This window comes from Nostoc sp. DedQUE05 (assembly GCF_034530955.1).
Classification (GTDB): Bacteria; Cyanobacteriota; Cyanobacteriia; order Cyanobacteriales; family Nostocaceae; genus Nostoc.
The window spans coordinates 13,587-38,117 of record NZ_JAVRCB010000004.1 but is presented as its reverse complement, the minus strand read 5'-3'; the positions used below and the strand labels follow the sequence as shown (position 1 = coordinate 38,117).

The following is a 24,531-nucleotide window of genomic DNA, read 5'->3' as shown; positions in this document are numbered from 1 at the left end:
CAAAAGCCTTAATTACATTGTTCTTGTGTAACAGTTTGATTTTGATTTAGATACAACGGACTAATTCGTAATTCGTAATTCGTAATTCGTAATTTATAATTCATAATATTGATGGAAAAACCTTCTAATTTATTACTTAAAGTTTCGCGGCGTTTGTTCGCTAATCTAGATGAACAAGAAAAATTTATTGAGGCTTTAATGAATCCTCAGCCTTTTTCACCTAGTATTCTTTGGTGTCAAGAAAAGCCAGATATTTCACCTTTGACAGTGCAAACACCAACAGCTTGGCAACCACAATTTATAGACCGCTTATCTCTGGGAGAAAAACCTGGTAAGCATCCCTTGCATGAAAAAGGATATTTCTATTGTTTAGATTTTTCTTCGGTGTTTGCAGCTAGTACTTTGTTAGCTATTCCTGAGTCAGTGCGTTTAGTTTTTGATATGTGTGCCGCACCAGGAGGTAAAAGTATCTTCGCTTGGAGAGCTTTAAAACCTGAATTGCTCATCAGTAATGAAGTAATTGGTAAACGTCTGGGAATGCTAATTTCTAATTTGAAGCGTTGCCAGGTTAGCCCTAGCGCGGTGGTTAATCGAGATTCGAGCATATTTGCTGAAATGTTTCCCGGCTCTAGCAATCTAGTCATCGTAGATGCTCCGTGTACTGGACAATCTTTACTTGCCAAAGGTGAAAAAGCACCCGGATGTTTTCACCCAACTGCTATTAACAAGAGTGCAAATCGGCAAAAGCGCATTATAGCTAACTCCGCTAAAATTGTTTCACCGCAAGGCTATCTGGCTTATATGACTTGCACATATTCGCCCGAAGAAAATGAGCAAGTTTGTGAATGGTTTTTAGAACGGTTTCCGCAGTTTGAAGCAATAGAAATTAGTAATTTAGCTAAATATCAATCACATTTAACCACGATGCCTTGTTATCGGATATTTCCTCAAGATAGGTTAGGTGCTGGTGCATTTACAGTCCTGTTTAAAAATACTAATGAAGATGAAGATGAACCTAAAGAAGCGGATTTAAATACAATATCTTCTCTATATATCTACCAAAATTTGAAAAATTCAAATTCTATTATGTCCGTATAATTAGTTAGGACTTAGTTGGGGAACTATATTTGATTAATCGTAACCCTTCTAGTCTGAGAGCTTCAGGATAGAGAGCTTTGTAAATATTGCAATTTGGAGATTGAATATCGTAACGACCTGTAGCTTTAAAGGTTGCTAGAGAACAACCACCTGTACACCAATATTTCCACTCACATGTACGACAGCCTTCTTTTTCTTCAACTGACAAATTTTGAATACCTGCTTTATCTTGCCGCACAATAGTTAAAGGATCTTGAGTTTTAGAGGCAGATATAGTTTTATGTAGTTGCATCTGGCATTTAGCAATTTGCCCTTTGTAATCAAATACGAGATAGCTTTGCCCAACTCCACAAGTTCGTTTATGAGGAGATGCTAAATTAGCACGATCGATCAATGAACCTAGCAAACTTCGATTAGGTAATTTCAATTCGATAACTTTGAATGCTGCCAACATTCCCTCAATTAACCGAGATTCTTCTAGTTGCAAGTCTTCATAAGAAGCTGACAGTTCATTTTCTCGATAGAAATTTAAACTAAAGGGCAGATTATATTCCAATATCCATTCCAGAAGTTCGGGTAATCCTTCTGCATTCCGCCCACTAACTGTAATCGAAATATCTGGTATTAAACCATTTTGCAAAGTAATCTTAATACCTCGTTCAACATCTGTAAACGATCCCTTTTTGCTTGTATAAGAACGTTGGATATTGTGGAAATTTGATAATCCATCTAATGAAATCATTAGACGCAGATTTAATATTTGTAGCATCTCAATAATTTCAGGCGTAATCAATGTTCCATTACTGAGAACAACTCCATCTAATATAATCTCTGTTTCTTTGCTAAGGGATTGAGCGTACAAATGGAGATCCTTAATAAAAGGAGAGCATAGTAATGCCTCTCCTCCTGCATATTTCAGTTTGACGCGGCGGTAATTATTTAAGGTTGCAGAGCGAAATGTAGATTCAATAGCTGCTTTACCTATATCGATTGACATATCTTTTGCTTCGTGCGGAAGATAGCAATAGTCACATCTTAAATTACAGCGATCGGTGATATGCAACCATGCTGTTAAAGTCTCTGGTATTTCATTTAAGTCAAATGATGAATAATTATTGGGTGCTATTAAACGTGCTTGGTATAGTTCTTGAATAGCTGTCTGTAAGTCTATTGGGTCAATCTCAGAATACTCTATTGCAATCTCATCTAATTTATGAGGATTTGTAAATTTTTCAAGTAAAAATATCGCTGATTGATTCAGAACTGCTACTTGATGATAAGTACCAAAACAGATAGAATAAGTATCATCTAAATTCATCATCTGCGAGTTAGGAACTCTCACAAATTCTGTGTCCAACATCCCCAGAGGTAATCGGATATTTGAGCTTAATTCTGTTAAAGGGGATAAGTCACAGGCACAATCTCCTCCATCACAATCGCATTGCCCAGTTGGTACGTAGGTAGAATTAAGAGAAACTAAAATTTGGGGTCGATCAATTTTTTTACTAAGCATGAGAAGATGGCTGTTTTGTGGCACGTATTCTGGTCAAAAACATTTGTTGATCGCACCATTCCTTGAGAGTTTTATGATCTTTCCACTGAGATTTTAGTTGCTGAATCAGAGTTTTAGAAAGTTCTATAGGCAATCGTTCAATTTTCTTTTGGAGCAGATTTAGCTCATGTTTAATCGAATACGGGCCGAAACCTCCATGTTGAAAGATTTGGGGTATTCCTTGAGCATATTTACTAAAAGCAAAATTGTAGTTAGCTTGTTGAAATGCAACATCACCTTCTATGCGTAACATGCGGCCAAAGTATAGTGTGTGGATATTTTGATATGATTGAAAGCGATCGCTAAGTTCTTGTGCATAATCGGAAATATGCTCGTAGGCTTTTGCATAATAATCAAACTCTGCTTTACCTACCAGGCTATCGATGGCATACCGCATGTCATTGTACTCTAAACTAGTCTGATAAGAGCGATCGTTGAGTTTTAAAGCTTGGTCTTGTAGCGTGCGATCGCCTGTTTGAAACCCAAGATGCCAATATACACTAGCAATTTGGTGCAAAATTCCAGGTAATTCCTCTTCAAGTCCATATTTCTCTGCGAGTTTTAGGCTTTTTTCTAAAGCATTTTGAGCAAGACTTAGCACATTGAGATCCCACTGCACCTGTGTCACATCCCAAACAGCTTCATTTATTACCTCAGCACTAAACCACTGATTTAAGCCTAACTGAAAGTATGCCCTACACAGTATTTGATTATCGTTTTCTTCATTGTCACAACGGCTTAATGCTCGTTCAAGTAGTTGTTTCGCTTTAACATAATTACCATTATCTACCAAAATAGTAGCAGAGGCAATTTCGGCGTTGGCTATTTCGCGTTCGCTCTCAACACTCGACCACATATCAATAGCAGCTTTAAAACATTGTTCAGCCTTGACATAATCTTTTTGTTGTCCGTATAAAAATCCCAAATTATTCTGAATGCTAGCCATAACTTGAGTTAAACCTTTGTCAGGAGTATCAATTTCCATAGCAGCCTCCCAACCTAGTTTGTAATATTTCTCAGCTTCCTGAAAGTTGTTGAGTTGTCTATGCAGATAACCAACTAGGTTAGCTACAGCAGGAATAGCGTATGATAGCTTTTTGCCTTGAACTAGGGATAAACACTCTTGCTGATATTTTAAAGCTTCTTCATAAAGGTGTAACTTGGTATTTAGCATTCCCAAGACATTGTAAATATCCGCTTGATGAGAAGAATTAGAAGATTGATCGGATAGCATTCCCTCCAACTTTACTAGTTCATTTTCTTTTGTACTCTTATCTTTAAGAGCATGAACAATCTTTGATTCAAAAATAATCATTTTAAATTTTTGATCGGGATTTATTTCTGTTTCAAACTGTTTGGCAATTGCCAACAATTGATTTACAAAGCCAAATTTTTTGGATTGGCGGCGTATCCTATCAGTAACTTCGTGCCAAGTTTCAAAGCCTGTTATCGGATCGGCATATAAAGCATTCCAGAGCCATCGCGTAGTATTGAATTCTCGCCGTTGCTTAACTTCTTCAATCAGAAACTCGATACTAGCAACTTGATGAGAATCATCACAATAACGTTGAACCTCCAATATCCTTTTTTGTGGCCCTAAATCATAATCTTTTTGCTCAAAATATTTAGCAGCAATCCGACTATCTCGTTTTCTCCATTCCAAATCGGGGTCAATATCTGCCCATACATATTTTTCAACTAAGTCTCGCACAATATCATGTAATGATATTTGAGAACCACCGATTACTGGTTTTATAAAAAAGTAGCTTTGTGCATCAAGAAATAATCTTTGAGCATCTTCTGTAGATAGTTCTAATAAATTAGCAATATCACAGCTATCTAATGGGTAGATACGTGAAAGTAACAGAGTTAGCCGATCCATTGATGTCCGAAGCTGTGTAATATGTCGAACCATCTCAGCTTCAAATCCACCAGTTTTTTCTAACCTGCTGGGAATAGTTTCTATATTTTCACTTTCTAACCAATCTGGTATGACTTCCCGATAAGCATACTCTACTCCAAATTCAATCATGATCGGGCTACCACCAGAAAGAACTATGATCTTTTTAACCAATTCTTGTCCGAGAGTAAAGTGAAGTTGTTCCTCCTTGCAACGAATGTATGTTTGTACATCCTCATGAGTAAATTCATTTAATTCTAAATAAGTTAATTCTTCTTCTTTGAATGATTTTTCTAAAATTTGATGAGCAATATTAGGACGACCTGCTAAAATAAATACGGCATTCTCTAGTTGATGGCATAAATTGCCAATACACTCCCAAACTTGCTCTCTGACATCTGCTTGTCCTAACTTTTCAACCGTATCAATTAGAAAGACTAGTCTCTGTTGGCTGGATTTGCGATTAATTTCATCGACCAAGAACTTTTCAAGTTGTCTGCGTTCTTGTTCGTATGCACTTTGACTGAGGCGGTTTTCATCTTCTCGCAGTTGTCGTAACCGCAGCAACCATTCTTTATATGTATGGTCGTATAATTGTTTGGCGATTTCAGTGTATAAATCTTCTGCATCATTAAAAACAGGGATATCGCAATCAATAATTTCACTTGTGCCAATTTGAACTTGGTTTAGACGAGATTTTAATGCATGAAGCAACCAAGTTTTGCCAATTCCACCTCTACCCTCTACTAAAACTACACGCAGTTTATTAGATTCCTGAACAAGGGAAATAATTCGATTTAGATGTTCTGCACGACCAACAAACTCTAATTTATTTAGTTCAGACATAATAGACTCCTATTTAATTGTTAGTTATTTTGAATGGCTTCATCAAGCTTTTGAATTAAATCTCGATAGGGTGCGTCATTATATTCATCATTGTGTAGATAGTAATTGACAAGAAACTGAAATTCCCAGTCATTTTCTACTTCAGATTTAAGGGTATAAATAAATTCATGAAATTGCTCTCGATCTGTATTGCGAAATATTCCCAGAGTTTCCTCAACGGTTTTATCAAAGAAATCATTACGGAGTTCTTGTCGATAAGCCAGACTATTTGGGCCATAATTGATGAATCCAGCGTGTTTCTGAAGACTTTGAAAAAAATATTGCATAGACCAAGTACCCGCAACAGCAGAATTATTCTTTGATTTCAGTTCGTGAATATATTCCCAACAGATTTGAGCCGCTTCAGTGCAAAGTTCTTGAAAGTCATCAGGCGAGGTTTCTCGGAGCAGACCAATAACTAACAGCCGCCGTGTCATCCCATCTTTAATAATCGTTTTATCACGAGTAAAAATAGATGTCTTTGTCAGTTCAGCATTTAATTTAAAACTATCGTCACTGAAAGGTAACTTAAATCTCCGAACAGCTTCCTTTAATATCCAAGTTCCATTGAGTATAGGAAATATACTCAATTTTTCAATAGATTCGTATAGATGATTATTTTCTTTTGTCAAGCTTTCTTTAATCTGATCTCTACACTTTTTGAGGTTTTTTTCCCATAATTGGTTTCCATAACTGTTTAAAAGCCAGCTAACTGTGTAACAACCATCTCGATAAACTTTTAGTGCTTCAGCGATTCCCCCTGGATGTCCACCAGTTAAATACAATAAGTGTCCTGCTAGTAAAGCAAGACTTTCAGAAGTCATCTCTATAGGCTTGAGATATTTTGTTGCTGTATCCTGAATTACTTCCCAGTTAAAAGGAGAGAGTATTAGTTTAGGAAAAGTCCGATCTAATGGAAGATCGATCAAACAACGAGCTGCTATCACAACTCGAAGTCTCCGCGAATTATCTTTAAAAAACTGTAATTCTTTTAAACATTTTTCAATTCTCCAGGCAAATTCTTTAAAGTCATTAAAAAGTTCATTTAAACGTTGCTTTTGTGGGGCACATCCATCCAGATCGATTAGCAGCACAATACCTTTTTTGCCCTGTGATTGCCATTTAGCCCAATTTCTATGCAATAGTGAACCTAAACGTTCTCCCCAACTTAAATCATGTCCTTCCAGAAGCTTAAGTTGCAGAGAATTTGCTAATCGGTTTTCTAAGTTTTCAATAGTTTCAAAACCAGAGATGGGAGCGTAAGCACAACACCATTGCAATTCTTGAAACCGTCCCAGTATTTGTTTGAGAAATTCTGTTTTTCCATAACCTTCAGGTGCTGTCACCAGACGATAAGGAGGAGAATTAATTGCTGTAATTTCATTAATTGCAGCATCGCGATTAGTAAATGGTATTTTATCCGGCTCAAGCTCTAGAGATTGTTGATTGAGCTGGTTTAATTCTGATTCAGCTTTTTCTATTTCATCGAATTTTTCTTTAAGTTGTCTTTGTAATTTACTTTTATCTACCTCATTAAGCATCCACCCTATTTGATTACTAAGACTTTCAATCTCAGTTTTTAAATTGGCTATTAACTGTTCTAGATAGTTTTTTCGTAAATCTACAGAGCTTTTCATTTTATTTAGGTATTAAATTAATGGTTTATGGTATTAAGTTCGCTTTCTACTCGCTCTAGTTCTTGTAAGATATTATCAATTTGGCGTTGGATGATATTGCGATCGCTCGCACTAAGTGTATAGTTGAGTTGATTGTAAGCCGCCTCATAATCACTACTTAGAACGTCAAAGCGTTGTTGCAAAGTTTTGATTTTGAGTTGTTGAACTCTACTAGGAATATTCTGGATATGCGCACGAGATGAAATAGACAAGCCGATTTCATCCCATGCTTCAATCAATACATCCGCAGGAATCATGAAAGCAGTTTTGATATCTTCTCGCCGCTTCTCTGCCGCTACTGCCATCCCAACCACTCCTACAAGAGTTTCATCCCATATCGGCGCACCACTAAAACCCGGTTCTATTCTGTAGCCGGTGACTTTACTATCTTCCAGTTGCACCCATCCCTTTCCTTGGCCATCTCGCAACACGCCTGTGGCCCAAACGCCATCATTATGTCCGTTAGGAAAACCGAATATGCGGAAAGGATGCTGCCAAATATTGTTAGCTCTTATTAGTTGGATAGCTTGAGTTTCTTTAGGCAACTGCTCTTCTATTTGTAACCCGGCAATATCTTCAGGCTCAGAGGTTGATGCATTGCTAACGACAGGTTGCCAAAAAACAACTTTAGCTTTTAGTTGTTGTCCTGATGCAATTAGGGGGAAATCTAAATAAATATCATTATTAGGAGCTTCAACTATATCCTCTGGTAAAGATAGGGCTGAGGTAACAACATGAGCGCACGTCAGGATGTAATTTCGAGTTCGTCCAGAGACTAAAAAACCTACACCAACTACCGCACCATTGGCATGAAAAATCCGGGCGATCGCTGACCTAAAAGTTTGAATATAATTATCTGTATTCGCTACCATACTATGCCTTGTCTTGCTTCCATTTCAAGGTAATTTCGTAGTTAGCTTCACCACTTACAGAGGTAAAAATTGCACCCGCCGCCGCATTTAATTTAATCCCAAACTTAACCTCTACCTCATTGGCAGGTGTATTAAGCTGACTCAGTTTGGTGATAATTGCTGAAGCGACAGGTTGTATTTGATCTAATACATCTTCAAATTTCTTTTTAGCTTCAACTACCATTTGCCCTGTATCTGGTCTAGCAACACGTACAAGAGCATTGCTATTTTCTGGTTCATCAACTTCAGCTAAAAACTTCGTGCCATCTTTGAGAGAAAACTCTGCGATCTGTTTCTGATTCATAGTGAAACCTGTGATTTGAAACTAATAGTTTAATGTGTTGACCATCAAAAGAGTTGGCAGAAAATTTTGTAATCTTATTCACATTTGATGGTTAACTCGTTAAATACTTCTCCAACAATTCATTACTTTCTCCCATTTCATTCAGCTTTTGCCAATACTCTCCCCACCCATCATTTATTGATTGACAGCTGACTAGAATCTGTCTCATTAATTTTGCGGGGTTGCGAAATCCCCGACTTATTCCAGAAGTCGAGGATCTCGTAGTCCTTATCTATCAGAATTAATAACATCAACTCTAGTAATCCATTAAGCTAACTTTGCCTGCTACGTAGTAAACACTTAAGTGATTAACACAGGACTAAGGTCTTGACTACAAACTGATTTACCCAGCATCTTTGACTTGATAGCCTTATAGAAATTTGTGAAGTTTCTAAATAAACCGACCAACTTCCTGCTGCTTGGGCATTACAGGCTGCTTGACTGTCATGTAATAGATTTAATAATTGTTATATTAGTTATATATGTAGCTTTAGTTCAATTAGTAATTATACTGACTTAGCGAGAAAATTGCTTGAATCTAACTAAGTAGGCAAGAATAATAGAACCTATATTACACAATGTAAATTTAATTAAACTTTCTCGTAGTAACGCTATGTAAAGCCTGAAAATCCTAATACATTCGATCGATGCGCGCCTTATGATTATCGACTCATGCCATGTCCGGCTAGTGCTGGATGCTATGGACGAAGTTTAGGAATCCTTGCAGGAGTTACGAACAAAAATATCCCCGACTTTTTCAAGAAGTCGGGGATTTCAAGCTGTCGAAATGAGAATGAATATGTGTTGAAGAATTAATTGAATTGCTGGTTTTCGGAAGTACCAAGGAAAAATTCCTCGCGAATAGTCTATCAATTTGGAGAACAGTTAGCGCAAAAATCAGGGCTGAATTTGCAGTATTGGCTACCTGTCAATTGGTAAGCTGTACAATAAGGGAAACTTGTAAGTGGAATTTTGGCTGCTTGTAATTTGGAACCATTCGCCAATGTTTCAGTAAGTTTGGTTTTATCAGCCAAAAGGATAGCTAAAATCTTCGGTAACGCTATGCAAGCAACAATATTGAGCAACGTTAGTATTATGCCGTCGATAAAATTCATAGGTAATCATCTCCTGTGAAATATAGGTGATCGCTGTTCTTAGATGCAAACACAATCATTGCTTGCACTCTATGTAAATTAACTTTAACATAAATTTTTGTAAATATAAACGTGGAATTCCTGGAATTATCATACACAGAAGGGAATGTGGATAATAAGGATGGTTATTGTAGCAAAATAACAAAATAAGCTGGAAAATAATCAGTTTAAAATCTTTAAGTAAGGTGTTATGTCAACAACCCAAACCGCGTCTTCTTTTTTATCTAACATCAGCGAGCGAGAACGTGAGGCATTAAAGCGGTTGGTAGATTACACAAATGTGGAATCGCTACCAGAAATTTGGCCTTTGGCAGCTCAAAGATTTGGTGATGTTGTCGCCCTCCGCAATCCTCATGCTAAACCAGAAGTAGCGATTACTTATACCCAGTTGGTAGAGAAAATGCAATTATTTGCTGCTGGGTTACAAGCGTTAGGAGTAAAGGTAGGCGATCGCATTTCCTTAATTTCTGACAACAGTCCTCGCTGGTTCATTGCCGATCAAGGCATCATGACTGCTGGAGGCGTTGATGCGGTGCGTAGTTCTCAAGCGGAAAAAGAAGAACTGTTGTTTATTATCGCCAATAGCGGCAGTATAGCGATCGTCGTTGAAGATTTAAAAACACTTAAAAAACTCCAAGATCGCCTCAAAGATTTACCAATTCAAGTGGTAATCTTACTCTCCGATGAAGCACCACCAACAGACGAAACCCTAAAGGTACTCAACTTTTCGCAGTTTCTCGAAATCGGGAAAAATCATAATTTTGTGCCAGTCAAGCAAAATCGTGACGCTCTGGCAACCCTAATTTATACCTCTGGCACTACGGGTAAACCCAAGGGTGTAATGCTGTCTTATAGTAACTTGATGCACCAAGTAATCAGTTTTGGCACAGTATTGCAACCAAATTCCGGCGATATCGTTCTCAGTATTCTACCTTCGTGGCACAGTTATGAACGAACTGTTGAATATTACCTACTATCTCAAGGTTGTACGCAAGTTTATACCAACTTGCGCTCCGTAAAAGGGGATTTGAGACAATTTAAACCCAATTACATGGTCGGTGTACCCCGCCTGTGGGAGTCGATTTATGAAGGAGTGCAAAAGCAGTTCCGCGAACAACCAGCAAATAAGCAACGCCTAATTAAATTTTTATTGGGCATTAGCGACAAATATATCAAAGCCCAGCGAACTGCTCAGGGATTGGATTTAAATAATCTTCATGCTTCAGCCGCCGAACGATTAACAGCTAAGATCCAAGCATCAGCTTTATTACCCCTCCATGCCTTGGGAGAACGACTGGTTTACGCCAAAGTTCGGGAAGCCACAGGAGGACAAGTTAAGCAGATGATTAGCGGCGGCGGTGCGCTTCCCAGACACATAGATAATTTCTTTGAAATTATTGGCGTCCAGATTTTACAAGGCTATGGCTTGACAGAAACTTCTCCTGTCACCCATGTACGGCGTCCTTGGCGGAATTTGATTGGCGCATCAGGGCTACCACTCCCGGCTACAGAAGCTAAAATCGTCGATCCGGAGACAAAAGCGCCTTTACCAATAGAGAAGCGAGGCTTAGTATTGTTGAGAGGCCCGCAGATTATGCAAGGCTATTATCAAAACCCCGAAGCGACAGCGAAAGCAATTGACGCGGAAGGTTGGTTTGATAGCGGCGATTTGGGTTGGCTGACACCACAAGACGACTTAGTGCTGACTGGCAGGTCTAAGGATACGATTGTATTGACTAACGGGGAAAACATCGAGCCACAGCCGATCGAAGATGCGTGTTTGCGATCGCCATACATCGATCAAATTATGCTCATCGGTCAAGATCGGCGCAGCCTGGGAGCCTTAATTGTCCCCAATGTCGAAGCCTTAGAAAAATGGGCAGCAAGTCAGAATCTAACGCTGGATACGCTGGGCGATCGGATGACTTCCTCAGATAGTCAAAAAATTGACTTGGAGAGTAGAATGATCCAGGATTTATTTCGCCAAGAATTGAATCGGGAAGTCCAAAATCGTCCAGGCTATCGACCGGATGACCGCATCGGAACGTTTAAACTCATCCTGGAACCGTTTTCTATTGAAAATGGCTTGATGACACAAACACTAAAAGTTCGCCGACATGTCGTCACGGAACGCTATCGCGATATTATTGACGGCATGTTTGCCTGATCATTCCACCTGCTAACTGTAAAGAGTGAACGTGAAATATTTATGGATGTCTCCAAATCTAATTTGCTTCTGAAACGCGTCGTTAACGTCAAAGTTATTGTGACTCCCCTGTGGAAAGAGGAAGTACAACAGCAGCTGCAAGCGCAAATTAATCAACTCGACCAGCAACTGCAACAGCTAGACGTTGAAGGACAAAGAGCGATCGCGGCAATTCAAAAGCAGAGTCTGCAACCACCTGGCCCCCAGACCCTCCAACAAATTGACAATATCCAACTCCAAGTCAATCAAAAGAAAAGTGAATTTTTGGAGCAAAAAAATCAGTTGCTGCAAAACCTCCAGCAAGTGCAATTTCTCCAGCAAGATCAGGAAGTCAACCAATTCCAAATGGAAGGCTTTTTCCGAGTAGAAATCGGTGATAACCTGATTAGCAAAATGCAAGTCGAAATCGTTCTGCGCGATGGCGTTGTAGAAGAAATTCGCGGCGACATTTAAATTTGTCATTTGTCATTTGTCATTTGTCCGTTGTCATTTGTTTTGTGACCAATACAATACTTCGACTACGCTCAGTACAAGTGACCAATGACTAATGACAGATGTGATTTAACTTAGTGTGACGGCTCCCAGCCCAACATTCCACCTGGGAGCCAGCCCAAACGATTTGCCACACTGGAGGTGAACTAATAAAAAGCGATCGCCCAAAGGTTGTCATCTCTGCTCGATATTTAACTGTCCCAACTGAATTATTACCCCGCTTGATTTGCGTAATCGTCACTAACGCCTGATTTGGTTGGGGATAAACTACCTCTATCTTTTGCGATCCTCCCACTGCTATCTCCTCAAAGGCATTCAGGGCAAGGGTAGTAGGATTACTGCCTTGGAGAGATGAGTTAAGTTTTTCTAAAGGTATAGTTTGATAATCGGAACGCTCTGAGAAGGCTGCAACTTCCTGAGACTGATGTATTGCTCCCACCTGCTGGGTTTGCCCATCACTAGTCTCAACAATCGGTGCAGATTGCTGGTGCTGGATAATATAAACTCCAGCACCAACCGTAGCAGAGATACCTAATATCACAATCAAAAAGAATTTCAGCTTTGCCGACATAAAAGTAAACAGGAATTTCAAATAGGTTTATTACCAATTTTGAATTCTAGATTGAACTACATCCCATATCCTCTATCCGTGAGAAGCTCGTGTATCTTAAGTAGTGGTTATGAGAAATATTAAATAGCAAGGGAACAGGGAACAGATGTATACTAAGTTTTTTCAAAAATCAAATACAAGTCCTATAGACCTCTAAGCTATATTTAGGTTCCTAGAGTTATTAGTGAATAACCAATGCCCCATGCCCAATGACGCCACTTGCTCCACTTGGTGAGCGAGTCCGGTCTTGTTGTTTCAACAAAGAGGAACTCGCGAACCCGAAGGGGGAGACCCCAAGACCGCAGTGGCTCCCCAATGCCCCATGCCCCATGCCCAACCTAAAATATAAACAGTCTAAAACTCTCCCACCAAGATACAATTCGATCTGATAAAAACTGTTAAAGTCCATAAACCATTGATTTCCAAACCACCCTATGAGCATTCACGAAGTATTTATGCCGGCGCTGAGTTCCACCATGACGGAAGGCAAAATCGTCTCCTGGGTGAAATCGCCAGGGGACAAAGTGGAAAAAGGCGAAACAGTGGTGGTTGTAGAGTCAGATAAGGCAGATATGGATGTAGAAACCTTCTATGAAGGATTTCTTGCCCATATCATAGTTGAAGCTGGTGAAACTGCCCCGGTAGGATCTGCGATCGCCTTTATCGCCGAAACGGAAGCTGAAATTGAACAGGCGAAATCTCAGGCTAATTCTGGTGGCGCGGCTGCTACTCCTACCTCTTCCCCTGAACCAGTTGCCGCCACAGCCTCAGTCGCCACACCTGCCTTAGCGTCTCAAAACGGTTCTAACCACAAAGAAGGAAGGCTTGTAGCTTCACCTCGTGCCCGTAAGTTAGCCAAAGAACTCAAAGTTGATTTGACTACACTCCAAGGTAGTGGCCCCCACGGACGCATTGTCGCCGAAGATGTAGAAGCATTGTCTAATAAAGGCAAGCAACCTGCACCTGCCCCAGTTGCCCCAGCTGCACCTGTACCAACCAGCGCCCCAGTTGCACCCCCAGCACCTCGGACACCAGCACCCGCACCCGTGGTAGCGGCTGTTCCTGGTCAAACCGTACCTTTAACTACCTTCCAAAATGCCGTAGTGCGGAACATGGTAGCCACCATATCCGTGCCCGTCTTCCGTGTAGGTTATACAATTACCACCGATGGATTAGACAAACTTTATAAACAAATTAAATCCAAAGGTGTGACAATGACAGCGCTACTAGCGAAAGCTGTAGCAGTGACATTGCAAAAACACCCATTGTTAAATGCTAGCTACTCAGAGCAGGGTATTGTTTATCATTCTGATATCAACATTTCTGTAGCAGTGGCGATGGATGATGGCGGATTAATTACACCTGTGCTGCAAAATGCAGACACAGTGGATATTTATTCTCTATCGCGTACTTGGAAGTCTTTGGTAGAACGTGCCAGGACAAAACAACTACAGCCCCAAGAATATAACAGTGGTACTTTCACCCTGTCCAATTTGGGGATGTTTGGCGTAGATAAATTTGATGCGATTTTGCCACCTGGACAAGGCTCAATTTTAGCGATCGGGGCATCCCGTCCGCAAGTAGTAGCAACACCCGACGGTTTATTTGGCGTGCGGCAACAAATGCAAGTCAATATTACTTCTGACCATCGCATTATTTACGGTGCCCATGCTGCGGCGTTCTTGCAAGATTTAGCAAAATTGATTGAGACAAATCCTCAGTCTTTGACACTGTAATTTTGAAAAAACACCAAATTTAAATGTTAGCGCTATCAGCGAGCAGCAGTTTTTCGTAGAGTAGCGCTAACAATAAACAATACCTAAATTTAAATTTTTTATGGACAAACTATGTGGCGATATCACGTCTCTACATGAGTTCATGTTCAAAGTGATATCAAAGTGACATACGACAACACCCTAAAATATCTAGTTGAGGAGTATCCAGAAGATTTTATCCGCTACTTACTCGCATCTGAAGCAACGGATATCCAGATTCTCAAAACAGAATTAAATCAAGAACCAATCCGTGCCGATTCTGTAACCTTTTTGCAAACTGCCAATCAAATACTGCATTTAGAGTTTCAAACCTTACCAGCATCCACTCCACCCTTACCACTGCGGATGTTGGACTATTGGGTGCGGCTATATCGACAATACAATTGCGATATCGAGCAGATAGTGATTTTTCTTAAACCGACAACTTCAGAAGCTGTCTTTGTAGATCAATTTACTGCCCACAATACTAGCCACCGTTACCGCGTCATCCGAATTTGGGAACAAGAACCAGAACCTTTATTGTTATCTCCTGGTTTATTACCTCTGGCAACTTTGGCGCGAACGGATTCTCCTCAAAGTCTACTTCAACAGGTAGCAGTTCAGGTGAGTATGATTGAAGAAGAAGCCACCAAACAGAGTATCTCGGTATGTACCCAACTTCTAGCAGGGTTGGTATTCGAGCCAGAACTAATTCGTCAGTTTTTGAGGAGAGAAGATATGAGAGAATCTGCCATTTATCAAGAAATTCTCGAAGAAGGACTTCAAGAAGGGAGACAACGAGGCATTGAACAAGGTATTGAACAAGGTATTGAACAAGGTATTGAACAAGGTATTGAACAAGGAAGACAATCAGAACTAAGGCTAGTGATGCGTCTATTAACTCGTCGGCTTGGTTCAATTAATTCTCAGTTACAATCTCGGTTGCAAGAGTTGTCCTTAGCTCAATTAGAAAACTTGGGTGAAGTATTACTAGATTTCGCCAGTGAGGCTGATTTGATGAATTGGCTTAATACAATAGAAAGTTAGAGTTTGCTTTAAAGCTTTTTACCAGTTACAAAAAAAGTCAAATTTTCGTACCAAGCTCCTTGTTCAGTTGCTTCTGCTTCAGTTTTTTGACTATATTCTGCTTTTAATTGTGCCATTTGCTCTGATGAAACCTGTAACAAGGGGTTTTCTCTAGGATGAAACCATCCACCATTCCATTCTTTAGCTTGCTCTAAATTGCGGTAGAAACCTAGTTGTTGGGTCTTCACTTCAATATTTTGAAAACCAGCTTCTGCAAGCAGATGATGGCATTTTTCGGGTGTACCTGTTGGCTCATTGATGCTTGTCAGCGAAATGCCATGTTTGTCACAGATTTCGATTATAAGTGGCGCTCCACAAGATTCCTCAGAGCAACAAGAAAAACCCACAGTTCCCCCTGGCTTTAGAAAACGATACCATTTACGTAGAGCAGCAGGAATATCTTTAAAATAAACTATTGCTGTAGAGCAAAAAATAACATCGAAACTCTCATCATTGAAGTTGATATACTCAGCGTCGGCTTCAATAAGCTCGATATTTTGTAAACCTAATTCATCAATTTTCTGTTGTGCTTGAGCTAGCATCACTGAAGAAAAATCTACTCCAGTGACTTTTCCTTCGGAACCAATAATTTGTGAAATAGCAATGGCAATGATACCTGTGCCAGTTGCCATATCCAATACTTTTTGTCCCTTTTGCAGTTGAACTAAATCTAGTAGAGGCAGAGCACGATGAATTGTATAATCGTTGTCATAGCTAGTTCTGCTATCGAAGAAATCAATTACTCTTTTCTTATACTGTTGTTCGTATTGGCTATTTTGCATGATATTCTCAATTTTAACTGGACAATTATGAGAATAAATTGTGAGTGAAACTTCTGTCTTCTGAAAACTTGCTTTCAAAATGTTTAAATCTTGCAAAATCCTAAAATTTATATCATTTCTCTATATGCTTTGGGTGTGATTCCTATATGCTTCCGAAAAAGGGTGGTAAAGTTACTTTGGCTAGAACAGCCAACTTGAAGTGCAATTTCGAGAAGAGATAATTGAGTATAAGTGAGTAAGAATTTAGCTCGCTCAATCCGGCATTGAATAACGTATTGATGTGGAGAAAGACCCATTAAACGTTTAAACCAACGACAGAATGAATAAGAATTCATATTCACTAGACTAGCCAATTCTACCAGCGTTAATTCTAGTGCTATGTTGTCATAAATATAATCAATTACCTCCCGTAATTGACGCTTGGAAAGATTAACCTCAAATGCAATTAGTTGCTGTGTTCCAGAATAAGTCTTGAGGAGATGGGCTGCTAGAGCAGTAGCAACTGATTCACCATATAGTTTACCAGATGGACATCCGGCTTCAAGCTCTGCTTTGAGTGCCATTCCCAGATGAAGAATTTGGCGATCGCAGACTCCGCGCTGTGGGATAATTTCAATAGTGCGATAGCTCTCAACAATCAGCTCATCTGCTATTCTCTTAAATAGACTGGAATCAAAAGAAATTAGGAGAAATTTTATTTCCTGGTGCCAACGTGCTTGAGTCGGAATCCCCTTTGGAGTGACATTAACCAAACCTCTCCTCATCTGCGTACTATGTAACCTTCCACCTGCTAGCCGCCAGTCTATTTGACATGAATTACCAAGCCAAATATTAATGCTGTGCTGCTGTAAACAAAGCTCTGGACATTCAAATGCGGGTAAATAATGCTGTTCAAGCACAATCCCGTTCCAGCCATTAGTGCTTGATAAAATAGGAGGTTTGCTGCTCATCGGCACAAGATTTCCGCTTGCCACATGAATGGCTGAGAGTTGTTCAGATTTCATGTTGCCTACTCACTTATGAGCTACTACAAAAAAGATGGTAATCTAATGCGTGACAAAATTACACTATTAATTTATTTTCGCTAGCCCTCTCTGATAGCTCTATTTGTTCAGTCGCACTTAAAACAATCATTTCTTCCTCAGCGTACCTCTGCGCTTACCTCAGCGTCCCTTTGCGTTTAAAAAAATAAAAAAGGTGGGCATTACCCACCCGACAAACTTATCCCTTCACACAAAGAACTTGCTTGAGAGTCGCTACAACCTCAACCAAATCCGCTTGATTTGCCATAACTTGCTCTATCGGCTTATAAGCACCAGGAATCTCATCTAACACACCCTCATCTTTGCGGCATTCTACGCCATTTGTTTGCTCTATTAAATCATCAAGTGTATAGACATTTTTTGCCTTATTTCTAGACATCAAACGCCCTGCACCGTGAGAGCAAGAACAGAAGCTGTGGGCATTACCTTTACCCTTAACAATGAAAGACTTTGCCCCCATCGAACCAGGAATAATCCCATAATCTTCAGTCTGGGCGCGGACTGCACCCTTACGAGTAACGTATACATCCTCGTCAAAATGCACTTCTTTTTCGGCGTAATTATGATGACAATTAACCTGCAATAAAGGTTTAGTTGCTTTCCCACCTGCTAAATGCTTCTCGACAATATGCTTAAAACGCGCCATCATCACATCGCGGTTGACACGCGCATAGTTTTGTGACCATTGCAAATCGTGCCAGTATGCTTTAAATTCTGGCGTTCCAGCGACAAAGTGAGCCAAATCGGGATCAGGCAATTTATTACCTGCCATTTTTGCTAATTCTCTGGCTGTGTGAATATGACACTGGGCGAGTTTATTGCCAATGTTACGCGAACCAGAATGCAGCATCAGCCAAACTTGATTCTCTGTATCAAGGCACACTTCAATAAAGTGATTTCCTCCACCCAGAGAACCCATCTGTTTCATCGCTTTACCTTGTAGGTCTTGCACGCCGCGATGCAAGTCTTTAAAATCATCCCAGTGTTGCCAATTGCTAACAGATTTTTCAACGTCTTTATTTTCGTTGAATCCAGTCGGAATTGCTGCTTCAATATCCAGGCGGATTTTCTTTAGTTTACCTTCTAGTTGTTCGGCGGTAAATGCTGTTTTGATCGCGCTCATACCGCAACCAATATCCACACCGACAGCAGCTGGAATAATTGCCTCTTTGGTTGCAATTACAGAACCCACTAAAGCACCTTTTCCTAAGTGAACGTCTGGCATTAATGCCACGTGCTTAAATACAAATGGTAATGATGCCACATTCTTGGCCATCTTGGTTTCTTCTGGGCCCAAAGAGTGATTTGCCCAAGATAAGACGGGTGCTGGTGTGGTAATTTCTAATTTTTCGTAGGGCATAATTTTTTCTATTTTGGATTTTAAATTTTAGATTTTGGATTTGGTATAGGGCAGTGACACTTATCGGTATGACATATAACCCATTACCTTGTTAGTTGTAGCAATTTATATGTTGTATTGTCTTTCATTTGGCTCCCTGAATTTTCGTGAAGCTGAAGAACTTACTTTTAGGAGTTACGTTTTGTATTATAAATGTAATAAAAAAGATTACAATCGTCAATCTATCACCACAGGGAGAAAGCAAATGTTTTCCCAATGTATTAAAATTTGTAAAGAAAATCACTGTGTTTAAATAATTCCTTAAAGTTCCGACACAATATGGCAGTGCGTCAAGATACAATCTGGGAACGTTTTTTATCCCCTGTAGTGCGTCTTTTGATTGATGAAGATGGGTTACGGCGTTACGCTGATAGTATTGACTGGGAGAAAGAGTGCGATCGCTATCGACGAGATGATGTCATAATTCCGTCGTACTACAGCAGTCAAAACTTTCACGGTATTACTGGCGGATATCTCACTTACGATGCAGCAGTTACTTACGATCCGGTTACTCAATACGTTCTACCGCCTAATGAAGGTATTGTCCGTCAAGCTTTAGTTGATGCCGTCCAGGTAAAACCACGACGCATACTCGATTTAGGTTGCGGTACTGGTTCCACTACTTTAATGTTAAAGCAGGCTTTCCCCGAAGCGGAAGTAATTGGTTTGGATTTATCACCTTATATGCTGGTAAGGGCGGAAGATAAAGCTAGAAATGCTGGCTTGGAGATAGTCTGGCGACACGGAAATGCTGAAAAAACTGGTTTGAGGGATGCAACATTTGACTTAGTAACAGCTTCTTTGCTATTCCACGAAACACCAGATGCGGTGTCTCTAGCAATTTTACGAGAAAGCTTCCGGTTGCTGGTAACTGGAGGACAAGTATTAATTCTAGATGGAAATCAGAAGACTCTGCGTCAGTTAGAATGGCTCAATGACGTTTTTGAGGAGCCATATATTCGTGAGTATGCTGCTAGTAGTACAGAAGCGAATATGGGTGCAGCCGGATTTGAAGCGGTGCGATCGCAAGATGTATGGTGGATAAATCAGGTAACTAGCGGCATAAAACCGATCGCAACTGAAAATGTTCGTCATTATACTCCCACATCAGTAGATAATAATGATTTGGAGGGACTTGGTTCTCCAGCATTTGGCATAACGGCATGAGTTTAAAGGCAGTTCTCTTTGATTTTAATGGTGTCATTATCAACGATGAGCCAATCCACCTGCAACTGATCGATGAAATTCTCATTCAAGAAAATCTCCAACCCCAAAAGGTGAGTGAGCGTCAAGCTTCTCTTGGACGCACAGATCGCGCTTGTTTTGGGCAACTACTTGCTAATCGTGGTAGAGTAGGCGATGAAAAGTATTTAACTCAGTTGTTGTACCGCAAAGCAGAAGCCTATGTGGTGGAATTAGAGAAAATAGAGAAACTGCCTTTATATCCAGGTGTAGAAGATTTAATATTTCAGGTGCGATCGCGGAATCTGAAATTAGGGTTAGTCAGTGGCGCGATTCGCAAAGAAATAGAACTGGTACTCAATCGCGCCAAACTAGCCCAACATTTTAAAATTATCGTTGCGGGTGATGACATCACCAACAGTAAACCAGAACCCGATGGTTATTTACTGGCCGTGAAACGTCTGAATCAAGAATATCCCGAATTGAATCTTCAACCACACGAGTGTCTGGCGATTGAAGATACACCAGCCGGGATTGCAGCAGCGAAGCGAGCGCAAATGCAAGTTGTAGGTGTAGCGAATACTTACCCATTCCACATGCTCCAGCGCTGCTGTAATTGGACTGTTGATTATCTCAGTGATTTGGAACTCGAACGGGTGCAGAAGGCTTATTCCCAAAAAGAGCCTCAACCATCGATAACTGAATGTTAGAATACTATATGGTGATGGTGTATTGAGTTAATGAGTAATATTACTCTTGACTTGACACCGACTAAGGGGAATTAGCTCAGTTGGTAGAGTGCTGCGATCGCACCGCAGAGGCCATCGGTTCGAATCCGTTATTCTCCATTTGTACATTAAATAATTATTGTCAGTTTTAAAGAATTAATGTCCATTTTTTCCAAGTTTAGGGGCATAAGTTACGTATTTTCGAGGCTTTCAGCAATTCAATCAGTTTTAAAGAATTATTGTCCAGAGTTGAAACCAGTTTTAAAGAATTATTGTCCAAAATCAGCCTGTAAAACTCGGCTAAATATATGTTTTCTAATTTAATTTATTACAGCAAGCCCAAGGCTCTTAAATTGCAAGAATAGCTTTAAAGCACTTTATTTGCAGTCTAGTTACAAAAATGTATAACCTCTTCTTTTGCTGTTTTCACCCAAGCAGAGGCTCCATTACTATAAAATAGCTGCGTTTTATGTGCGATCGCAGCACTCCTTTCAAACCACCCTAATAGAAAATTATATCGCTAAAGTGGTGTCTTCAATCATAAGAATTTTCAACCCACCACCTAACGGGAGGACTGTGGAAACAAAGTAGACCGTCTCCAGTATCGGTAATTTTTGCACTTTCAACCCACCACCTAACGGGAGGGCTGTGGAAACACCAATTCTCTAGATTTTAGTAGTATGCTTGTAGTCTTTCAACCCACCACCTAACGGGAGGGCTGTGGAAACGCTTGATATCTGTTTGTCCCGTGCAATGTCTACCACTTTCAACCCACCACCTAACGGGAGGGCTGTGGAAACTTTGAACGCTTGCAACTGTATAATTTACAGATTTTAACTTTCAACCCACCACCTAACGGGAGGGCTGTGGAAACCTACCTAGCGTAAATTCTGGATATCCAGAAAATCAAGCCATCTTTCAACCCACCACCTAACGGGAGGGCTGTGGAAACCTGAGATTGAGGCATGGGTCAAGCAGAAACGCTCTTTCAACCCACCACCTAACGGGAGGGCTGTGGAAACCGCACCCATGAAAACTCTTGCCAACAATGGCTTTTGAAGGCAAATTTGGCAAGCCTTCTTTAATTCCTATTTTCTACGGCCAATGAATAAAATTTTATTCATGACTAAAACAGTAATACCCAGTGCAGACAAGAGTTTTAGACATTTGGCAGAACCCCAGGGATTTTGCCCCCGCTTTGATCTGCCAAAAATAAAAATTAGGGGGTGGTAGTTCGGTAGCCACCGTGACGGTATACCCGTACCCTTACTTTGTTGTAAAGTAAGAGGTAATGACACTCCTCGTAAAACCAAAATCTAAGATTTCAGTAGTACAGGCCGCTCTGGCACCTAACACCAAGCTAAAAGAGTTTGATGTCAAGAGCAAAGGTTCTGGGTTGTTTGGAACCCTAACACCTTATACTTCCCATGCGTCTCGGTGCGAGTACTTTCTCATCTAACAGCAGTATTACCTTACCCAAGCAATTACCACTAACAAACGCTTAGATGATCGCACAGGTAGAGTTGGCAGCTACCAGGGTCAGAAAGAATACGCTTTTCCAAGCGTTAAACTAACCCATTCCACAGTATCTACACAAAGGAGTTAATACTGTAGCATCATACAGTTAAGGCTCAAAAGAGCATATATGACGGCACCGATTTAATTTCAATAAGATTACATTCTTTGGGTAGAAATTTTATCTACCAAAAGTATTAATTCGGCATTGGTAAGCGTAAAATGCTAAATCTCTCGCTTGTTCTTCCAGAGTACCATAATGTGGTTGGATACCAAATTCGATACTAATTTTCAATTCAGCAGCTTTCGAGTTTATGGATTCTTGAAGTCTGTTATAACTCCAATTGTGTATCTGACGGTTATATTCTTTTACGTATAATTTTTGAGCATTTACATCACCTGGAATTTTAGTCTCAGCTTTAGCTTGAATTGCGCTGGTACGAATTTCCTTCATATCTTTTAATCTAGGTAGTATAATACAACCTGCCTGATAAGACTTAGCGATTTCTACTATTCTATTTGCTAGTAATTTGTCAATGTATTCACCTAGTTTCGATTCGCTTGTATTACATGGTGAATCTTTTTTTTGAGCTTTTTTTCTCTCTTTACTTAAATGTACTTGTTGCCGCCGTCTGCGGCTTAACAGGTGAAAAGCATTGCCTAGTAACTGTTTGACTGTATTACAAGCGAGTACTTTTTTAGTATTTATATCAACTATGGCAACCGTCGCTAACTCAATAGGATGAAAACTGATACCAACAATTATATTAGATTGACCTTGATAAATTAGTTTACCAGGACGGTTGAATGAATTATTAAGTCGAGATAATGAAGATTTATCTTTATTCAGTTGTTGAATGTTGTCTAGCTTTTCATTTTCTTCAGCTTTACTTACTCGTTTTTGCGCCTTGTCAGTCTTTTCTTTTCTCACTTCTTCAGTACCCTCTGCTGTCCATAAACGAGCGTCATAGGTACAATGCAGAGCTAATTTATGAACTTTCCACGGCTCACCCTTGCCTTCACCTTGTTGCCATAGCAACTGTGCAGAACGTAGTGTAATTAAACTTCCTGAAAGTTTTTCTTCACCTTTCTCGCTTTCTTTAAAAGCTTTGTAGTCTTCTAGAAAACGTTCAAAAAAATGACGTTGGCGTTTATTACAACAAATTTTAAAGTGATATTCACTCCAACCATTAAAGTAAATAATAATATCACCACTATTGTTTTTATACCAAGTTGGATCACCGTACAAGTAATCTATAGGGTATGGTAAATGTGATATTTTCCTCGATAAATTAGCTATCCAATCTTCCCACTCTTTATTATCTTTAGGTACTTGATTCATTAAGTTGTCAAATGCTTCACTATATCTTTCTCCTGTTATATCTCTACCACTAGGTAATCGATTACCTTGAATTTGCTTCTCTAGACGTTTTATCTCGAATTTTTTGTCATTACGACGCTTTTTTAGTTTTTGAATATCTTCCTCTAAATCACTAATTTTATTATGATTTTTTATCAGGTAAGCTACTGCACACCGCGTTAAAATATCCTGTGTTTGTTTATGGATTCTATATAAAATATTAGTTAATGTTTCTAAGCTACCTTTATCTACATTGTTTAGATAACTAGAATCTTCACTTTGTTTTACAGTGGTAATTTTATTGTTACTATTTCTGTTAACTCTTTTTCTAGCTGACTTCGTTGGCTTTACATCCTCATCATTAATAGTAAGTTGTTTTAGAAATTTTTCTGGTTGAGTAAGTACTTCTTGCGCTTTAGAACGTATTGTCTCTAAATCACAGTTACTTTCACCTATAAGTTCAACATCACTTTTGAGTATATTTTCGAGAAAGTATTCTTTACCCTCTTTCTGCCTTTTTCGTTTCTGGTATAAAGTAAGCCATGAAGAATAGACTTCTTTTACAAAAGACTCTGCTGATGAGCGAAGACGACCTGATTGTTCTTCAAATTCAGGATTTTTTGTCAAAGCTTTACGTAATTCTACGATTTCTTTCTTAGTTATTTCTCCCTTTTCTTTATTAGCTTCAAATTCTGGTTGTTCGCTTACACTCTTTAACAATTGAAGAATAAGAGGAGTATTTTTTTGAGTCATTTCTTCCCATACTTTGCGAAGTATATCTTCACTAGCATCTAGATGACATCGTATGGTTCTATGAACTGGAACCGTGGATTTACTCTTACGATCACTACTCAT

Annotated in this window: 18 protein-coding genes, 1 tRNA gene and 1 CRISPR repeat array; of the genes, 8 read left to right on the top strand and 11 right to left on the bottom strand. The window is 39.5% G+C overall.

From position 1 onward, the window contains the following. The first annotated feature begins 111 nt into the window (after positions 1-111). Positions 112-1,098 carry an RsmB/NOP family class I SAM-dependent RNA methyltransferase gene (locus RMZ42_RS04140; RefSeq protein WP_322670214.1) on the top strand — a complete coding sequence of 329 codons (987 nt, stop codon included), beginning with the start codon at positions 112-114 and terminating at the stop codon, positions 1,096-1,098. 4 nt (positions 1,099-1,102) lie between these two features. Here RMZ42_RS04140 and RMZ42_RS04135 read toward each other — a convergent pair whose 3' ends face one another. The 6 genes from RMZ42_RS04135 to RMZ42_RS04110 all read right to left on the bottom strand — a co-directional run bounded on the left by RMZ42_RS04135 (position 1,103) and on the right by RMZ42_RS04110 (position 9,480). Next, positions 1,103-2,611 carry a radical SAM/SPASM domain-containing protein gene (locus RMZ42_RS04135; protein WP_322670213.1) on the bottom strand — a complete coding sequence of 503 codons (1,509 nt, stop codon included), beginning with the start codon at positions 2,609-2,611 and terminating at the stop codon, positions 1,103-1,105. Next, positions 2,604-5,396 (bottom strand): tetratricopeptide repeat protein, encoded by a 2,793-nt coding sequence (locus tag RMZ42_RS04130; RefSeq protein WP_322670212.1) that lies wholly within the window; start codon positions 5,394-5,396, stop codon positions 2,604-2,606. The genes RMZ42_RS04135 and RMZ42_RS04130 overlap by 8 nt, the downstream gene beginning before the upstream one ends. A 20-nt stretch (positions 5,397-5,416) precedes the next feature. Then, positions 5,417-7,072, bottom strand: coding sequence for a hypothetical protein (locus tag RMZ42_RS04125; protein WP_322670211.1), 1,656 nt, complete (start codon positions 7,070-7,072; stop codon positions 5,417-5,419). Positions 7,073-7,089: 17 nt separating this feature from the next. Further along, a complete protein-coding gene (locus tag RMZ42_RS04120; RefSeq protein WP_322670210.1) occupies positions 7,090-7,983 on the bottom strand; it encodes a trypsin-like peptidase domain-containing protein in 894 nt (297 codons plus the stop codon). Between the two features lies 1 nt (position 7,984). Continuing rightward, complete coding sequence (locus tag RMZ42_RS04115) at positions 7,985-8,326, bottom strand: CU044_2847 family protein (protein ID WP_094352373.1); 342 nt, start codon at positions 8,324-8,326, stop codon at positions 7,985-7,987. A 908-nt stretch (positions 8,327-9,234) separates the two neighbouring features. Continuing rightward, positions 9,235-9,480 carry a hypothetical protein gene (locus tag RMZ42_RS04110; protein WP_322670209.1) on the bottom strand — a complete coding sequence of 82 codons (246 nt, stop codon included), beginning with the start codon at positions 9,478-9,480 and terminating at the stop codon, positions 9,235-9,237. Between the two features lie 229 nt (positions 9,481-9,709). On the opposite strand from RMZ42_RS04110, the gene RMZ42_RS04105 reads away from it, so the two are divergent. Beyond that, positions 9,710-11,686 carry an AMP-dependent synthetase/ligase gene (locus RMZ42_RS04105; RefSeq protein WP_322670208.1) on the top strand — a complete coding sequence of 659 codons (1,977 nt, stop codon included), beginning with the start codon at positions 9,710-9,712 and terminating at the stop codon, positions 11,684-11,686. 42 nt (positions 11,687-11,728) lie between these two features. Beyond that, complete coding sequence (locus tag RMZ42_RS04100) at positions 11,729-12,178, top strand: YlqD family protein (protein ID WP_322670207.1); 450 nt, start codon at positions 11,729-11,731, stop codon at positions 12,176-12,178. Between the two features lie 91 nt (positions 12,179-12,269). Here the strand turns inward: RMZ42_RS04100 and RMZ42_RS04095 are convergent, their stop codons facing one another. Further along, complete coding sequence (locus RMZ42_RS04095) at positions 12,270-12,788, bottom strand: hypothetical protein (RefSeq protein ID WP_322670206.1); 519 nt, start codon at positions 12,786-12,788, stop codon at positions 12,270-12,272. Between the two features lie 473 nt (positions 12,789-13,261). Here RMZ42_RS04095 and RMZ42_RS04090 point away from each other — a divergent pair, with 473 nt between their 5' ends. Beyond that, on the top strand, positions 13,262-14,563 hold the full coding sequence (locus tag RMZ42_RS04090; protein WP_322670205.1) for a dihydrolipoamide acetyltransferase family protein: 1,302 nt from the start codon (positions 13,262-13,264) through the stop codon (positions 14,561-14,563). A 162-nt stretch (positions 14,564-14,725) separates the two neighbouring features. Next, a complete protein-coding gene (locus RMZ42_RS04085; RefSeq protein ID WP_322670204.1) occupies positions 14,726-15,628 on the top strand; it encodes an Rpn family recombination-promoting nuclease/putative transposase in 903 nt (300 codons plus the stop codon). An 8-nt stretch (positions 15,629-15,636) separates the two neighbouring features. Here RMZ42_RS04085 and RMZ42_RS04080 read toward each other — a convergent pair whose 3' ends face one another. From RMZ42_RS04080 to RMZ42_RS04070, 3 genes are all read right to left on the bottom strand, one after another. Then, positions 15,637-16,449 carry a class I SAM-dependent methyltransferase gene (locus tag RMZ42_RS04080; RefSeq protein WP_322670203.1) on the bottom strand — a complete coding sequence of 271 codons (813 nt, stop codon included), beginning with the start codon at positions 16,447-16,449 and terminating at the stop codon, positions 15,637-15,639. A gap of 107 nt (positions 16,450-16,556) precedes the next feature. Then, positions 16,557-17,453, bottom strand: coding sequence for an AraC family transcriptional regulator (locus RMZ42_RS04075; protein WP_322670202.1), 897 nt, complete (start codon positions 17,451-17,453; stop codon positions 16,557-16,559). A gap of 217 nt (positions 17,454-17,670) precedes the next feature. Beyond that, a complete protein-coding gene (locus RMZ42_RS04070) occupies positions 17,671-18,852 on the bottom strand; it encodes an RtcB family protein (RefSeq protein ID WP_322670201.1) in 1,182 nt (393 codons plus the stop codon). 318 nt (positions 18,853-19,170) lie between these two features. Here RMZ42_RS04070 and RMZ42_RS04065 point away from each other — a divergent pair, with 318 nt between their 5' ends. The 3 genes from RMZ42_RS04065 (at position 19,171) to RMZ42_RS04055 (ending at position 20,921) form a co-directional block, all read left to right on the top strand. Then, positions 19,171-20,058 (top strand): class I SAM-dependent methyltransferase, encoded by an 888-nt coding sequence (locus RMZ42_RS04065; protein ID WP_322670200.1) that lies wholly within the window; start codon positions 19,171-19,173, stop codon positions 20,056-20,058. Further along, positions 20,055-20,783, top strand: a complete 729-nt coding sequence (locus RMZ42_RS04060; protein WP_322670199.1) for an HAD family phosphatase — start codon at positions 20,055-20,057, stop codon at positions 20,781-20,783. Before RMZ42_RS04065 ends, RMZ42_RS04060 begins: the two co-directional genes overlap by 4 nt. Before the next feature lie 65 nt (positions 20,784-20,848). Further along, positions 20,849-20,921: transfer RNA gene (locus RMZ42_RS04055), tRNA-Ala, on the top strand. A gap of 427 nt (positions 20,922-21,348) precedes the next feature. Next, positions 21,349-21,823: direct repeats of the CRISPR family, unit length 37 nt; unit sequence CTTTCAACCCACCACCTAACGGGAGGGCTGTGGAAAC. 674 nt (positions 21,824-22,497) lie between these two features. On the opposite strand, the gene cas12k is transcribed toward RMZ42_RS04055, so the two are convergent. After that, positions 22,498-24,531, bottom strand: coding sequence for a type V CRISPR-associated protein Cas12k (cas12k, locus tag RMZ42_RS04050; RefSeq protein ID WP_322670198.1), 2,034 nt, complete (start codon positions 24,529-24,531; stop codon positions 22,498-22,500).

Coding starts and splice junctions, on each gene's coding strand:
- RMZ42_RS04140 (WP_322670214.1), top strand. CDS start 112: ATGGAAAAACCTTCTAATTTATTACTTAAAGTTTCGCGGCGTTTGTTC.
- RMZ42_RS04135 (WP_322670213.1), bottom strand. CDS start 2,611: ATGCTTAGTAAAAAAATTGATCGACCCCAAATTTTAGTTTCTCTTAAT.
- RMZ42_RS04130 (WP_322670212.1), bottom strand. CDS start 5,396: ATGTCTGAACTAAATAAATTAGAGTTTGTTGGTCGTGCAGAACATCTA.
- RMZ42_RS04125 (WP_322670211.1), bottom strand. CDS start 7,072: ATGAAAAGCTCTGTAGATTTACGAAAAAACTATCTAGAACAGTTAATA.
- RMZ42_RS04120 (WP_322670210.1), bottom strand. CDS start 7,983: ATGGTAGCGAATACAGATAATTATATTCAAACTTTTAGGTCAGCGATC.
- RMZ42_RS04115 (WP_094352373.1), bottom strand. CDS start 8,326: ATGAATCAGAAACAGATCGCAGAGTTTTCTCTCAAAGATGGCACGAAG.
- RMZ42_RS04110 (WP_322670209.1), bottom strand. CDS start 9,480: ATGAATTTTATCGACGGCATAATACTAACGTTGCTCAATATTGTTGCT.
- RMZ42_RS04105 (WP_322670208.1), top strand. CDS start 9,710: ATGTCAACAACCCAAACCGCGTCTTCTTTTTTATCTAACATCAGCGAG.
- RMZ42_RS04100 (WP_322670207.1), top strand. CDS start 11,729: ATGGATGTCTCCAAATCTAATTTGCTTCTGAAACGCGTCGTTAACGTC.
- RMZ42_RS04095 (WP_322670206.1), bottom strand. CDS start 12,788: ATGTCGGCAAAGCTGAAATTCTTTTTGATTGTGATATTAGGTATCTCT.
- RMZ42_RS04090 (WP_322670205.1), top strand. CDS start 13,262: ATGAGCATTCACGAAGTATTTATGCCGGCGCTGAGTTCCACCATGACG.
- RMZ42_RS04080 (WP_322670203.1), bottom strand. CDS start 16,449: ATGCAAAATAGCCAATACGAACAACAGTATAAGAAAAGAGTAATTGAT.
- RMZ42_RS04075 (WP_322670202.1), bottom strand. CDS start 17,453: ATGAAATCTGAACAACTCTCAGCCATTCATGTGGCAAGCGGAAATCTT.
- RMZ42_RS04070 (WP_322670201.1), bottom strand. CDS start 18,852: ATGCCCTACGAAAAATTAGAAATTACCACACCAGCACCCGTCTTATCT.
- RMZ42_RS04065 (WP_322670200.1), top strand. CDS start 19,171: ATGGCAGTGCGTCAAGATACAATCTGGGAACGTTTTTTATCCCCTGTA.
- RMZ42_RS04060 (WP_322670199.1), top strand. CDS start 20,055: ATGAGTTTAAAGGCAGTTCTCTTTGATTTTAATGGTGTCATTATCAAC.
- cas12k (WP_322670198.1), bottom strand. CDS start 24,531: ATGAGTAGTGATCGTAAGAGTAAATCCACGGTTCCAGTTCATAGAACC.